15 protein-coding genes are annotated in these 13,994 nt (G+C 70.1%); 2 read left to right on the top strand and 13 right to left on the bottom strand.

Annotated elements, in window-relative coordinates:
* Positions 1–7: 7 nt before the first annotated feature.
* On the bottom strand, positions 8–2,149 hold the full coding sequence (locus C5E06_RS05440) for an MMPL family transporter (protein WP_104306237.1): 2,142 nt from the start codon (positions 2,147–2,149) through the stop codon (positions 8–10).
* 65 nt (positions 2,150–2,214) lie between these two features.
* On the opposite strand from C5E06_RS05440, the gene C5E06_RS05435 reads away from it, so the two are divergent.
* On the top strand, positions 2,215–2,685 hold the full coding sequence (locus C5E06_RS05435) for a MarR family winged helix-turn-helix transcriptional regulator (protein WP_104240681.1): 471 nt from the start codon (positions 2,215–2,217) through the stop codon (positions 2,683–2,685).
* 38 nt (positions 2,686–2,723) lie between these two features.
* Here the strand turns inward: C5E06_RS05435 and dprA are convergent, their stop codons facing one another.
* The 9 genes from dprA to C5E06_RS05390 all read right to left on the bottom strand — a co-directional run bounded on the left by dprA (position 2,724) and on the right by C5E06_RS05390 (position 11,443).
* Positions 2,724–4,067: a DNA-processing protein DprA gene (gene dprA, locus C5E06_RS05430; RefSeq protein WP_104306312.1), complete on the bottom strand. Its 1,344-nt coding sequence runs from the start codon at positions 4,065–4,067 to the stop codon at positions 2,724–2,726.
* Between the two features lie 6 nt (positions 4,068–4,073).
* Positions 4,074–5,705, bottom strand: coding sequence for a YifB family Mg chelatase-like AAA ATPase (locus tag C5E06_RS05425; protein ID WP_104306236.1), 1,632 nt, complete (start codon positions 5,703–5,705; stop codon positions 4,074–4,076).
* A complete protein-coding gene (locus C5E06_RS05420) occupies positions 5,702–6,061 on the bottom strand; it encodes a YraN family protein (protein ID WP_104240678.1) in 360 nt (119 codons plus the stop codon). Before C5E06_RS05420 ends, C5E06_RS05425 begins: the two co-directional genes overlap by 4 nt.
* 171 nt (positions 6,062–6,232) lie before the next feature.
* The gene (locus C5E06_RS05415; RefSeq protein WP_104306235.1) at positions 6,233–8,320 is read right to left on the bottom strand and encodes a RecQ family ATP-dependent DNA helicase; all 2,088 of its coding nucleotides are present in this window, start codon (positions 8,318–8,320) and stop codon (positions 6,233–6,235) included.
* Between the two features lie 73 nt (positions 8,321–8,393).
* Positions 8,394–8,717 (bottom strand): DUF2469 family protein, encoded by a 324-nt coding sequence (locus C5E06_RS05410; RefSeq protein ID WP_068484088.1) that lies wholly within the window; start codon positions 8,715–8,717, stop codon positions 8,394–8,396.
* 12 nt (positions 8,718–8,729) lie between these two features.
* Positions 8,730–9,383 carry a ribonuclease HII gene (locus tag C5E06_RS19550; protein WP_258063791.1) on the bottom strand — a complete coding sequence of 218 codons (654 nt, stop codon included), beginning with the start codon at positions 9,381–9,383 and terminating at the stop codon, positions 8,730–8,732.
* Positions 9,380–10,258, bottom strand: a complete 879-nt coding sequence (gene lepB / locus C5E06_RS19545) for a signal peptidase I (RefSeq protein ID WP_104298826.1) — start codon at positions 10,256–10,258, stop codon at positions 9,380–9,382. The genes C5E06_RS19550 and lepB overlap by 4 nt, the downstream gene beginning before the upstream one ends.
* Before the next feature lie 101 nt (positions 10,259–10,359).
* Positions 10,360–10,710, bottom strand: a complete 351-nt coding sequence (gene rplS, locus C5E06_RS05395) for a 50S ribosomal protein L19 (RefSeq protein WP_068484112.1) — start codon at positions 10,708–10,710, stop codon at positions 10,360–10,362.
* A gap of 169 nt (positions 10,711–10,879) precedes the next feature.
* Positions 10,880–11,443, bottom strand: a complete 564-nt coding sequence (locus C5E06_RS05390; RefSeq protein ID WP_104306234.1) for a hypothetical protein — start codon at positions 11,441–11,443, stop codon at positions 10,880–10,882.
* Between the two features lie 75 nt (positions 11,444–11,518).
* Between C5E06_RS05390 and map the strand changes: the two genes are divergently transcribed.
* Positions 11,519–12,286 carry a type I methionyl aminopeptidase gene (map, locus tag C5E06_RS05385; protein ID WP_104306233.1) on the top strand — a complete coding sequence of 256 codons (768 nt, stop codon included), beginning with the start codon at positions 11,519–11,521 and terminating at the stop codon, positions 12,284–12,286.
* A 12-nt stretch (positions 12,287–12,298) separates the two neighbouring features.
* On the opposite strand, the gene trmD is transcribed toward map, so the two are convergent.
* The 3 genes from trmD to C5E06_RS05370 all read right to left on the bottom strand — a co-directional run bounded on the left by trmD (position 12,299) and on the right by C5E06_RS05370 (position 13,992).
* Positions 12,299–13,054 carry a tRNA (guanosine(37)-N1)-methyltransferase TrmD gene (gene trmD / locus C5E06_RS05380; protein WP_104306232.1) on the bottom strand — a complete coding sequence of 252 codons (756 nt, stop codon included), beginning with the start codon at positions 13,052–13,054 and terminating at the stop codon, positions 12,299–12,301.
* 73 nt (positions 13,055–13,127) lie between these two features.
* Positions 13,128–13,760, bottom strand: a complete 633-nt coding sequence (gene rimM, locus C5E06_RS05375) for a ribosome maturation factor RimM (RefSeq protein ID WP_258067514.1) — start codon at positions 13,758–13,760, stop codon at positions 13,128–13,130.
* Between the two features lies 1 nt (position 13,761).
* Complete coding sequence (locus C5E06_RS05370; protein WP_068484100.1) at positions 13,762–13,992, bottom strand: RNA-binding protein; 231 nt, start codon at positions 13,990–13,992, stop codon at positions 13,762–13,764.
* Positions 13,993–13,994 lie beyond the last annotated feature (2 nt).

Below are 13,994 nucleotides of genomic sequence, written 5' to 3'. Positions count from 1 at the left end.
AGGCAGCCTACGACTTGGCGTGGGCCGGCTTCGCGTGCGCAGGCTTCGCGTGGTGCGAGCCCCCGCCCACCTGGCCAGGATGAGCCGATTCGGCGTGCGCGGGCCTCGGGTCTTCCAGGATGCCCTTGCTCGGCCACCAGAAGCGGTCACCGGTGAGGAAGGCGAGCGCCGGCACGATCACCGTTCGCACCAGGAGGGTGTCGAGGAGCACGCCGACGCACACGATGATGCCGATCTGCGTGAGCGTGATGAGCGGCAGGACACCGAGCGCCGCGAACACGGCGGCGAGCAGGATCCCAGCGCTCGTGATCACGCCTCCCGTCGCCGAGAGCGAGCGGATCATCCCGTCCTTCGTTCCGTGCTTCACCGCCTCCTCGCGAGCCCTCGTGACGAGGAAGATGTTGTAGTCGACGCCGAGCGCGACGAGGAAGAGGAAGCTGAACAGCAGCACCGAGGTGTCCAGAGCTGGGAAGCCGAACACGTTCTCGAACAGCAGCCAGCTGGCACCCACCGACGCGAAGAACGAGCCGACGACGGTGAGGAGCAGCAGGATCGGGGCGACCAGCGACCGCAGGAGGAGCAGGAGCACAACGAACACGACCGCGAGAATGAGGGGGAACAGCAGCAGCTGGTCCCGGTCCTGGGCGGCCTGCTCGTCGAGAGCCTGAGCGTCCAGGCCGCCGACGATCGCGTCGGCGCCGTCGACCTGGGACAGTTCCGCGCGGAGGCGCTCGACGGTGGCGAGTGCCTCCTCCGTCTCCGCAGGAGAGGAGAGCCCGACATCGATGCGCGTGATCTCGCCGCTGGAGTCGCCCACCGACGCTGAGGCGACACCCTCGATCTCGGCGGCACGATCGGCCGCCGCCTGCGCTGCACCGGAATTCGCGACGACGACCGCCGGTGCGCCTGCCAGGTCGGGGAAATGCTCGTTGAGCAGCTCCTGCCCGACGACCGCCTCCGGCGTGGACGTGAACCGCTCCGTCTGAGCGAGCCCGACCTTGATGCTGGGCGCGACGGCGGCGAGCGCGATGAGCACGACGATGCCGGCGCCCGCGACGATGGCTGGACGCTTCGAGACGCCGGTTCCGAGCTTGAACCAGAAGCCCTTGCCGTGCTGATCGTCGCCGACGCGTGGCACGACCGGCCAGAAGATACCGCGAGGGAAGAGCACGAGGGTGGCTGGCAGGAGCACGAGCGCGAACACCATGGCGATGACGACGCCGATCGCGCAGGCGAGGCCGAGGACGACGTTTCCGCCGAGCGAGGCGAACAGCAGCGTCGCGAGGCTCAGGGCCACGGTCCCACCGCTCGCGATGATGGCGGGGCCCGCGCCGCGCAGGGCGGTTGCCATGGCCTCGCGCCTGTCGGCCGAGACACGGAGTTCGTCTCGATACCTGGCGATGAGGAGCAGCGCGTAGTTCGTGCCCGCGCCGAAGACCAGGACGGACAGGATGCCCTTGATCGACGCATCCATCGTCAAGCCGAACGCGCCGACGATCCGGGTGGCGACGATGCCGGCGACGCCGTCGGCGAGCCCGACGACGGAGAGCGGGATGAGCCAGAGGACGGGGCTGCGGTAGGTGACGATGAGGAGGAAGGCGACGACGAGGACGGTGACCGTGAGCAGCGTGAAGTTGGCACCCTCGAAGACTGCAGCGATGTCGACCGCGAAGCCCTCGGGGCCCGTCATGACCGGGATGAGCCCGTCTGGCAGCCCGTCGGCCGCGGCGGCTCGCATGGCTTCGGCGCGCGCGGACTGTGCATCGACGTCGGTGGTCGCGTCGAGCGGCACCGTGAGGATCATGGCCTCGCCGTCTTCGGCTGGGAAGGCCGGCGGCAACGCGTCGACGCCCGCGGCGTCGGCGATGCCCGAGCTGGCCGCGGACACGGCCGCCAGATCGTCGGGAGTGAGCGCTTCGCCGTCGCGGTGGAACACGAAGAGCGCGGCGCTGCTGTCCTCGGTCTCGAAGGTGGCGAGCGCTTCCTCGACCTTGGCGGACTCGGCGGAGGCAGGAAGGTCTCCGGCCGGCGCGACGTCGCCGCCCTCACCCGAACCCCAGAAGAACGCGAGCCCGCTCAAGACGACGAAGACGGCGATGACGATCGCGCCGCTCGCCTTGCCGGTGATGAATCGGATGATGCCACGCATGGACGAACCACCTAAATGCACTAGTAATCAATTTGCTTAGCTAACCTAGCGCTAGGATGTGTTCCATGCAATCCGGGGATGAACGGGGTCGCGCGTTTCCGCGCGTGCATGAGTCGACCGCGCTGCTGCGCGAGATCCTCACGATCTCCGACGAGTACGAGGTCGTCGTGGCGAAGGAGCTCGAGGTCAATCACACCGACCTCGTGGCGATGCAGCACCTGATCTCCTCGGGTCACCTCACCCCGTCCGATATCGCACGCCGCCTCGGCATAACGACGGCGGCGGTGACGGTCGTGGTGGATCGGCTCGTGAAGGCGGGGCACGTGCGTCGTGAGCCGAACCCGAGCGATCGCCGCGGTGTGCTCGTCTTCCCGGAAGAGGATTCGACGGCGAAGGCCCGCGGCCTGCTGGCGCCGATGATCATGGACATCGACTCGGTCGCCCAGGACTTCGACGAGGCTGAACGCGCGGTCATCGTGCGCTACCTGGAGGGGGTCGTCGCGAGCTACCGGGAGCACCTTCAGCCTCCGAGCTGACCCGTTGGATGCGCACCACCCGCGCCTTCCCCCGTTCCTCAGCGTTTCGCCCGGGCGGTCTTGGTCCACCCTGCGGCGCCCTCTCGGGCAAGGCCGTTGAGTTCGAGCTCCGCCAGACCCGCCGCCGTCTCGGCGACCGTGAGCCCCGCCGCCGACGCGATCTCAGCGCTGCGCTGGGGCCGCCCGACTCGGAGGGCGTCCCTGGCTCGTACCGCGTTGGATGAGGGTCGATCACCGTCAGCTCGCTCGCGGCCGCCTTCGCCTGGCCATGCGGCTCCGTCCGGCAGTTCGAGCTCGCTTCCCCGGTGATCGCCGAGGAGCTCGACGATGTCGTCGACCGAGGTGATGAGCGACGCATCGGACTCTCGCAGCAGCCGGTGGCAGCCGACCGAGGCCGCACTCGTGACGGGGCCGGGCACGGCACCCAGTGGCCGACCGAGCGTCAGCGCGTGGGCAGCGGTGTTCGCGGCTCCGGACCTGCGCCCTGCCTCGACGACGACGGTCGCCGAGGCAAGGGCGCTGATGATGCGGTTGCGCTGCAGGAACCTCCATCGCGTGGGCGCTTGCCCGATCGGGAGCTCGCTGACAAGTGCGCCGTGCGCGATGATCCGTTCCAGGAGGGCGCGGTTGCCCTGCGGGTAGAGCCGATCAGGACCGCCGGCGAGCACCGCCACCGTTGGCGCCCCCTCGGCGAGGGCCACCCGGTGCGCGACGGCGTCGATGCCGTACGCGCCCCCGGAGACGAGTCCGAAGCCGCGGTTGGCGAGTCCGCTCGCGAGGCGCACCGTGACCTCCTCGCCGTAGCTGGTGGATGCCCGGGCCCCCACGAGCGCGACGGACCGCGTGAGCTGGCGGAGCGTGTCGAGGGAGCCGCGAACCCAGAGCGCGCACGGCGCGTGCGGGCCGAGGTCGGCGAGCTGCGTCGGCCATTCGCGGTCTCCGGGGAGAACGGCGCGCACTCCGAGTCGCGCCGAGCTGCGCAGGATGGCCGCGGTGCGCTCGAGGTCGAGGCGGTGGTGCCACCGTTCGACTGCCGTCGCGAGCTCGTCGAACGGAATTCCAGCGCCCGAACCGCGCTCCCTGGCCCGCCGGAGCAGAGCCCCGGAGACGACCGCTTCCAGGGCCTCGACGGGGCCGAGTGCCCCGATCAGCAGCCCAGCTGTGGCGTCGCCCGGCTCGACCGTGCAGGACCAGGCCAGCTGCGCGATCCGGGCCTGCACGGCTGCGTCGCCGAGATCGTCGACCTTCCCGCCGCTCACCCCGGCCAGCGCGTCTCGCAATGCGGCCGGGTCGGGCCACGACTCGCGTGCCTGGCCGTCTGCTCGACGGACGTGATCGGTACCGCGATCGTGCGCGCCGCTCTGCGGTTCCTGTGCTGACATCTCCACCTACCCCAGTCTGATTCGATAGGACAGCGCTTCGTGCACGTGGTGGACTTCCGGGCGCGATGCTCCGTCGAGGTCGGCGATGGTCCAGGCGACCCGGAGGACACGATCGTGTCCGCGCATCGTGACCTGCCCGCGTTCGAGCGCGATTGCGAGGGGTGCGTAGGCGTCGCGCCTCGGGCGGTGCTCTGGGGCGCGCAGCCATCGCGAGACGATTCGGGCGTTGATCGTCCACGGCGTCGACTCGAGTCGCCTCCTGGCGCGTCCGCGAGTTTCTTCGACCAGCCCGCGCGCCGTGGCTGTGCTGATGCTCGGATGCGCGGCTTCCTGCCCGGCGTGGCCCAGCTGCGCCTCGTGGTCCACGAGTCGGGCCCGGGCGGCCGAGACGCGTTCGACCCGCAGCTGGAGGTCGATTCGGTCGAGCAGTGGACCGGAGAGACGAGCGAGATAGCGTCGTGGGGCTGAGGCATCGCAGCGGCACTCCGCGTCGGGGTCGCCGTGGTTGCCGCAGGGGCAGGGGTTCGCGGCGAGCACGAGCTGCATCTCGGCGGGGTAGGCCGCCCGACCCTGGGCGCGATGGATCTCGATGACGCCGTTCTCGAGCGGCTGGCGCATCGAGTCCAGCGTGTGGCGCGCGAACTCGGGCGCCTCGTCGAGGAAGAGCACCCCGCCCGTCGCGAGCGAGATGGCACCTGGCCTGATCAGGCCGCTTCCACCGCCCAGCAGCGCGACGGCCGAAGCGGTGTGGTGGGGCGCTTCGAATGGCGGCCTGCGGTCGAGGCGCGCGGCGAGCGGCATCCCTCTGAGCGAGCGCACCGCGGCCAGGGTCACGGCGGCCTCCGGCTCGAGGTCGGGGAGGATGCCGGGCAGTCGCTCCGCGAGCATGGTCTTGCCCGCGCCCGGCGGTCCCAGCATGAGCAGATGGTGGCCGCCTGCGGCAGCGATGATGAGGGTCCGGACAGCGGCGTCGCTGCCGACCACATCGGACAGATCCAGCGCCGACCCCGCGCTGAGCGCCCCGGTCGGATCCTCGCTGCGCTCGCGCTCCCGCACCGCGACGGACCGCCCTGCCGAGCTCGAGGGATACTCGAGTTCCTCGGTGAGCTCGTCCGCATCGGCCCCGTAGTGCAGCGCCACGGCCCGCAGCGAGGTGACGGCGACGACGCGGATGTCCTCCACGAGCTCCGCCTCCGCCTTCGAGTCCGCAGGCACGACGACGGTATCGAAGCCCGCGGCTCGCGCGGCGGCCACGGCAGGCAGGACGCCGACGACGGCCCGCACCTGCCCGGTGAGGGAGAGCTCGCCGATGTGCACCGCGCGCGTCGGCGACTCGGCCGAGATGATCCCGGCAGCGGCGAGGAACGACACCGCGATCGCGAGGTCGAAGCCGGCCCCGTGCTTGCGCAACGAGGCGGGATACATGTTCGTGACGACGCGGCTCGCCGGCAGCGGGCATCCCGAGCTCTGCAGCGCCGCCCTGACCCGCTCGCGCGCCTCCCCCAGCGAAGTGTCCGGCAGCCCGACGAGCTTGAAGAACGGCAAGCCCGGGCTGATCTGCGTCTCCACCTCGACGAGCTCCCCGCCGAGCCCCTCGAGCGCGATCGCCACGGAGTGGCCGACCGTGCCCTGCGTCACGCGCCCACCCCCACGACGTGCTGCACCGTCGGCGTGCGATCGCTCGGGGCGATCACCGCGATCACGTCGAGCCGCATCGCACCGCGCTCGTCCGGGTGCGCGAGCATCCAGAGCCCCGCCAGCCGCCGCATACGGGCCAGCTTCGTCGGCGTGATCGCCTCGAGCGGATGCCCCGCCGCCGTCGACCGCCGCGCCTTCACCTCCGTGAACACGATGAACCCGCCTCGACGCGAGACGACATCGATTTCCCCCTCGCGGCACCGCCAGTTCCGCTCGAGCACATCGTGGCCGCGCTCCTCGAGATACGCGGTCGCGAGATTCTCCCCGAGCCGCCCCAGCTGATCCTTGGCACGCATCCGCACCACCTCCCTTGCCGGGAGTCTGGACCGCCACGCACCGCTCGCCCACGTTGAGACCAGCCGCTGTGGAGTGCCGGGCGTCCACAGGACGAGCGTCAGCAGAGTCGCCGACCGACGCCGGAAGGAATGCGGCCCGGAACGCGGGTCCCCGGCGGTCGTTCGGCCCGGTCAGCCGCGCTGCGCGAGGGCCAGCGGCAGCACGGCGCTCGCACCCGCACGGCGGAGCTCACGCGAGCAGACCGTCATGGTCCAACCGCTGTCGACGAAGTCGTCGATGAGGAGCACGGGCCCCGCCGGGATATCGAGCGACCCCGCCGAGAAACGTCCCTCGACACTGGAGAGCCGGAACGCACTGTTGCCACCCGGCTGGCCCGCCGGCCCGCCGCGAACCAGATCAAGCGACCCCAGCAGCGGCAGACGCCCCGCACCGGCGATGCCCTCGGCAAGCGAGGCGCTCAGGCGGGGCCTCGAGCGCGAGGGAACGAACACGACTCCCTGCGGCCGGGCCGCCCACTTCCACTCGGACAGGATGCGGATGCACGCCTGCAGCAACGGCCCCGTCACGGTCGTCTCCGGCCCGGCCGAGTCGAACAGCTCACGCAGCGGACCTCCCCAGCCGAGGTCGCTGAGGCGCGCGAGCACCCGGCCCTCTGACGCCTGCTCCTCCTTGGGGATGCGCCCCTTGAGGTCGACACCCAGGCTCGCCATGCCGCTCGGCCATTGCCGCCTCGGCGCGATGTCGGCGCCGACACGATCGAGCGCGGCCCCCGCTCTCGCCTGCACCGCCGCATCCGTCGTCGAGTCGAACCAGACGCCCGCGCAGTTGTCGCAGCGCCCGCACGGCGCCGCGGTCGAGTCGTCGAGCTGACGTTGCAGGAACTCCATGCGACAGCCGTCGGTGCGCTCGTAGTCGATCATCGACTGCGCCTCCGCCGATCGGGCCGAGGCGATACGGGCATAGCGCTCGCCGTCGTAGCTCCACGGCTGGCCGGTCGAGACCCAGCCGCCCTGCTCGCGTCGCACAGCGCCGTCGACGTCGAGCACCTTGAGCAGCAGCTCGAGGCGAGAGCGTCGGAGGTCGACCGCCGACTCGAGCGCGACCGTCGACCGCGGCGAGCCGCCAAGCGCGCCGAGGACAGCCTGCGCGCGCTCCTCGTCCGGCATAGAGACCGTCGCGAAGTACTCCCAGATGGCGCGGTCCTCCTCGCCCGGCAGCAGCAGCACGTCGGCCGACGCGCTCGAACGACCGGCTCGGCCGACCTGCTGGTAGTACGCCACGGGCGACGACGGTGCCCCGAGGTGCACGACGAACCCGAGGTCGGGCTTGTCGAACCCCATGCCGAGGGCGCTTGTGGCGACCAGGGCCTTGACCTCGTTGCGCTTCAGCGCGCCCTCGAGGCGCTCGCGCTCGTCTGGGTCGGTCTTGCCCGTGTACGCGGGCGCGTGGATTCCCGCTTCCCGGAGGGCCGCTGACGTGTCTTCGGCCCCCGCGACCGTGAGGGTGTAGATGATGCCGGATCCCGGTAGCTCATCGAGGTGCTGCAGGAGCCACGCCAGCCGCTCACGAGCGTTGCCGAGTCGGAGCACGCCGAGTCGGAGGCTGGCTCGCGCGAGCGGGCCGCGGATCGTGAGGATGCCGCTGCGGCCGAGCTGCTCCTCGATGTCGTGGACGACGCGTTCGTTCGCGGTCGCCGTCGTCGCGAGGACGGGGATGTCGGTGCCGAGCCCGGAGATGAGGGACGCGATGCGACGGTAATCGGGCCGGAAGTCGTGACCCCAGTCGGAGATGCAGTGCGCCTCGTCGACCACGACAAGACCCGTGCGGTTGAGGAGCTCCGGCAGCTGCGTGTCGCGGAACTCCGGGTTGTTGAGACGCTCGGGTGAGACGAGCAGGACATCGATCTCGTCGGCGGCGAGCTGCTCTCGGATGCTCGCCCACTCGTGCGCATTCGCCGACGACATGGACACCGCCCGCACGCCCGCGCGACTCGCGGCCTCGACCTGGTCGCGCATGAGCGCGAGCAGCGGCGAGATGAGGATCGTCGGCCCGGCGCCGCGGGCACGCAGCATGAGGCTCGAGATGAAGTACACGGCCGACTTGCCCCAGCCGGTGCGCTGCACGACGAGGACTCGTCGGCGCTCGTCGACGATCGCCGAGATCGCCTCGAGCTGTCCGTCGTGGAAGACCGCGTCGTCTCTGCCGACAAGCGCCCTCAGGATCTGAGTGGCTGCGGATGCGGTGGCGTCGGGAATCATCGTCTCTGTCACTCCACGAGGCTCCCACGGACCACCGACATCAGCGTCCACTCGGCGCGTCGCCGCGCGCCCGCTATTCGTCGAGTGCGAGTTCCTTGGGAAGCTCGAACTCCTTCGAGCCCGTCTCCTCGACGTTGACGTCCTTGAACGTCAGCACGCGAACCTGCTTGACGAAGCGGTCGGAACGGTAGATGTCCCACACCCACACGTCTTTCATCGTGAGCTCGAAGTAGAAATCGTGCTCGGTGTCGCGCCGCACCAGGTCCACGCTGTTCGCAAGGTAGAAGCGGCGCTCGGTCTCGATCACGTATTTGAACTGCCCCGCGACGTCGCGGTACTCGCGAAACAGGGAAAGCTCCTGCTCGCGCTCGTAATCGTCGAAATTCTCGTCGTCCATGATCCGCCCAGTCTACGGGGTCGCGGCGCGAAGCCAGGTGTGCCGGTGGAGCTCGCTCGGGCCTGCCGCGGCGATCGCCGCGAGGTGGGCCGCGCTGCCGTATCCCTTGTTCGATTCCCAGAGGTATTCGGGATGCGCCTCACCCGCCGAGACCATGAGGGCATCGCGTTCCAGCTTCGCGATCACGGACGCTGCAGCGACCGAGGTGCAGTCCCGGTCGGCCTTCGGGCGCACCACGACGCGGAGCGGCGTCGAGAGGCACGGCGAGAGCCAGTCGTGCGAGCCGTCGAGCAGCACGACGGCGTCCGCGACCGGGACCCCGCTCGCGTGGAGTTCGGCGAGCGCCCGCTTGGCGGCGGCCCCGAGGCAGGCGGTGATGCCGCGCTCGTCGATCTCGATGGCACTCGCGTACCCGACGCCGACGCTCATCGCCCACGCCTCGATGCCCGCGCGTGCTTCGAGCCGGCGCTTCGCGCTCAGCAGCTTCGAGTCGCGGACGCCCGCCGGGGCCCCGAGCTCGATCCTGGCGGCGTCGATCGCGCAGGCTCCGACAGCGACGGGCCCGGCGATGGCTCCGCGCCCGACCTCGTCGACGCCGATGACGACGGGGGCGGTGAGCAGCAGCTCTCGCTCGACGTCGAGCGTGGGGTCGACGGGTGGTGTCACTCCTGGTCCGTCCGCTCCGGGACGCGGTCGAAGACCTCGGGGTAGTTGCCGAGGAAGGTGAAGCGATCGAGCGGCCAGTTCAGCAGGAACGCCTTGCCGACGACGTCGTCGACGGGCACGAAGCCGCCTCCCGGCTCGTCCTGGTGGTACCGGGAGTCCTCCGAGTTGTAGCGGTTGTCGCCCATGACCCAGAGGTGCCCCTCCGGGACGGTCACGTCGAACGGCAGCCCGGAGGCCGCCTGCCCGTCCTGGAGCAGCAGGTACGGCTCGCCGATCGGCAGCCCGTTGATGAGCACCTGGCCGTACTCGTTGCAGCACGAGACCGTATCGCCAGGCAGCCCGATGACCCGCTTGATGAGGTGGTTGCTCGTCTCTTCCGGCTTGAGGCCCACGAACTCGAGGGCGCCGTCGACCGCGGCCTGCGACGCGGTCTTCTCCGTCGGCGCGACGACCGGGAGCCATCCGCCCGGATCCTCGAACACGACGATGTCCCCGCGCTCGATGCCGATCATGTCCGGGACGAGGAGGTTGACGAGGACGCGGTCCTCGACGACGAGCGTGTCGTTCATCGACGCGGAGGGGATGTAGAAGGGCCGCAGCAGGAAGGTCTTGATGAGCATCGACATGACGATCGCGAGGACCGCGACGATGACGAGGTCGCGCGCGAACGAGAGCATCGCCTTGCCGAGACGGCCGGTGCGCTCCGGCGCGGGCTCATCAGCGGCGATGAGGCCCGTCGCGTGGATGGGCGCGTCGGCGATCTCGGACGCGCCCAGTCCCGCAGGGCGATCGGTGCGACCGAGGCGGTGCCTGCCCTCGTGCGGCGCTCGTCCGTGAGACGGAGCGCGGCGATCGCGCGCACTCGCGTCGACCATGGCGCCCCCTCAAGCTCGGTCCGCCGTGGCGGTTGTGATGTTTCGTCCGGATCGACACGAATGGCTCCCGCTATGGGGAGCCATTCGCCTACTGCTGAAGCCTAGTTGTCGCGCTTCTCGCGGATCTTCGCAGCCTTGCCACGACGACCACGGAGGTAGTAGAGCTTCGCGCGACGCACGGCGCCGCGGGAGACGATCTCGATCTTCTCGATGACCGGGGTGTGCACGGGGAACGTGCGCTCCACGCCCACCTGGAAGCTGACCTTGCGGACCGTGAAGGTCTCGCGGACGCCAGCGCCCTGACGAGCGATGACGACACCCTGGAAGACCTGGACGCGCGAGCGCGTGCCTTCGACGATGTTCACGTGCACCTTGACGGTGTCGCCGGGGCGGAAGTCTGGGACATCGCTGCGCAGCGATGCTGCGTCGATGACGTCGATAACGTTGGTCATGATTTCGCTCTCTGCAGTCGCCACAGGTCGGCTGCGAAGGTCAGTGAAGAGGTTGGCGTGCATCGCGAAGTGCTCTCGTCCCCTGTGGCAGAGTCGAGCCGCGGCACAAGGATCTAGTAAACCACGCCCGACAGACGCCCGCAATGCGAACGCCGAGCGGAACGTGCGCTCAGCTGCGCTCTTCCGGGTCGGGGTCGAGGGTGATGACCTTTCCGGCATCTGGTCCGGATGCTCCCCCACCTCCCGCGGGCGACCCTCCCCGCCCCGACGCCCCGGGCATCCCCGGGGTCGGTATGCCGGGCATGCCGCCGAACAGGCCGAACGGATTCGCCTGCGGACCCGCGGTCTGCGCGGCGGCCAGCCGCTCCTGGACGACAGCCGTCAGTCGCCTGCGCGCGACGGAGCCCGCGACGACCATGGACAGGAACGCCGCGGCGAGCACCCACAGCCCTGGAGCGTCGGGAACCACGGCTCCGACCGCCCAGAGCAGCCAGGGCACGACGATGAGGGGGACATCGCGCAGCTGCAGGGCCTTGGACTCGCGGATGTCGGGCCTGAGCCAGAAGTTCGCGGAGAGGATGAGGAGCCCGGCGACGGCCGCGAGACCCGCGAATCCGAAGACGAACAATCGCCCGACCGGGGCGCCGAGGATGAGCCACCCCACGAACTGCCAGGCGGCGAGGAAGAGCGCCGCGGGGAGGAGTGCGCGGTAGACGAGTCGGCCGATGCCCATGTGCCAACGCTACGGGAGGTTCCCGAGCGGAGGCAGATCGTTCGCTCACGGCGCGAGCGCCGGTACGATTGTCGGATGATCGAGCTGCGCACCCAGAAGGAAATCGAAGAGATGCGACCTGCGGGGCGCTTCGTCGCCGAGGTGCTCAGCGAGCTCTCGCAGAGCGCCGCAGTCGGCACGAACCTCCTCGAGCTCGATGCTCGAGCGCACGAGCTGATCACCAAGCGCGGCGCGAAGAGCTGCTACATCGACTACCACCCCTCCTTCGGCAACTCGCCGTTCGGCAAGGTCATCTGCACGTCGGTCAACGACGCCGTCCTGCACGGCCTTCCCCACGACTACGCCCTCAAGGACGGCGACCTGCTGACGCTCGACTTCGCGGTCGCGGTCGACGGCTGGGTCAGCGACTCGGCCATCACCGTCGCGGTCGGCACGCCCCGTGAGGCGGACCTGCGCCTCGTGGCGACGACGGAGGTGGCACTGGATGCGGCCATCGAGGCCGCGCGCGCCGGCAACAAGCTCGGCGACATCTCCCACGCCATCGGCCAGGTCGCGAAGAACGCCGGCTACCCCGTGAACGTCGAATTCGGCGGCCACGGAGTCGGCCGCACCATGCACCAGGAGCCGAGTGTTCCGAACCGCGGGCGCGCCAACCGGGGCATGCCGCTCAAGCCGGGCCTCGTGCTGGCCATCGAGCCGTGGTTCCTCGAGACGACGGACAAGCTGGTCCAGGACGCGGACGGCTGGACGCTGCGCAGCGCAGACGGCTCGCGCGGCGCGCACAGCGAGCACACCGTCGTGATCACCGATGGCGACCCGATCGTCCTGACGGCGCGCAGCTAGCGCGCCGAGCTGCTAGCGGGCCTCGGGCGGCAGCAGCTCGGGGCGGACGCGTCGCGTGCGTTCGATCTGCTGCTCGTGGCGCCAGGTGGCGATCTTCGCGTGGTGCCCGCTCAGGAGCACCTCTGGCACCTCGCGGCCGCGCCACACGGCGGGCTTCGTGTAGCTCGGGTACTCGAGCAGGCCGTCCTCGTGCGACTCCTCGACGAGCGACTCCGGGTTGCCGACGACCCCGGGAACCAGGCGACCGAAGGCCTCGATCATGGCCGTGACGGCCACTTCTCCCCCGTTGAGCACGTAGTCACCGAGGCTCACGAGCTCGACTCTGGCGCGTTGCGCGGTGTCGTCGAAGACACGCTGGTCGATGCCCTCGTACCGCCCGCAGCCGAACACGATGTGCTTCTCGAGCGCGTAGCGCCGAGCGGTCGCCTGCGTGAAGACCGTTCCGGCGGGTGATGGGAAGACGACGAGGGGCCTGGTGTCGCCATCGCCCGCCTCCTGGGCTGCGGCGTTGGTGCCAGCAGCCGTCTCGGCGTCGGCGGTCTCGTCGAGGATCCTGTCGATCGTCTGCCCCCAGGGCTCTGGCTTCATGACCATGCCGGCGCCACCGCCGTAGGGGGTGTCGTCCACCGTGCGGTGCCGGTCGGTCGTCGCGTCGCGCAGGTCGTGCACTCGGACGTCGATGATGCCGTCCTGCCTGGCCCTGCCGAGCAGGGAGACATCGAGCACCTGGAAGAACTCGGGAAAGATGGTGACGATGTCGACGCGCATGGGCTCCAGCTTAAGCGGATGCGCGCCCGCGGTTGATCGCGGGCGCGCAGACGTGAGGATGGTGGAGGCTCGGTTACTCGGCCTCGGTCTTGGTCTTGGTCTCGGCAGCGACGGGCTCGGCCTTGTCGGCAGCAGCCTCGGCCGGCGCCTCGGCGGGTGACTCCTCGATCTCCTCGAAGAGGCCACCTGGGGGCGTGACGCTGACGATGCCGGCCTCGAGGTCGACGTCGGCGACGATGGCCTTGACGAGCGGGACGAGCACTTCCGCGTCTGCGGTCTTCACGACGAGCAGGTCCTGTGCAGGGAAGTGCTCGACGCGGACGACCTGGCCGACGGAGACGCCCTCGCGCTGGACGTCGAGTCCGACGAGCTGGTGGTCGTACCAGGCGTCGTCTTCGAGCTCCTCAGCGTCGTTGGAGTCGACCCAGAGGATCGCCTTGGCGAGGCTCTCGGCCGCTGTGCGGTCGGAGACCCCGACGAAGAATCCGACCGGGTGGCCGTTGTACCAGCGGAGCTCCTGGAGCTCCAGGCTCTTGCCGTGCCACTCGCTCTCGGCGGGCACCTGCAGGCTGAAGCTGGCGCCGGGCACGAAGCGCCGGGCTGGCTCGTCGGTGAAGAGCTCGAGCTTGACGGCACCCTTGAGGCCGTGGGCCTTGGTGAGCCGCCCCACTCGGAGCTCGGTGATGCCCTTCTTCTTGCCTGCCACCTCAGTCGTCAACTACGTCGACGCGGACTCGGCGGCCATCGGCAAGGGCGGTCACGACGGTACGCAGCGCCTTGGCGGTGCGCCCGGAGCGACCGATGACGCGGCCGAGGTCCTCGGAGTGCACACGCACTTCGAGGACCTCGCCGCGTGCAGCCGTGCTGCGGTCCACGCGGACATCGTCGGGGTGATCGACGATTCCCTTGACGAGATGTTCCAGCGCGGAAGCGAGCATGA

The organism is Pseudoclavibacter sp. RFBI5, assembly GCF_002931395.1.
Taxonomy (GTDB): Bacteria; Actinomycetota; Actinomycetes; order Actinomycetales; family Microbacteriaceae; genus Pseudoclavibacter.
The sequence above is the reverse complement of the archived record's forward strand: the minus strand, read 5'-3'. Positions and strand labels throughout refer to the sequence as shown.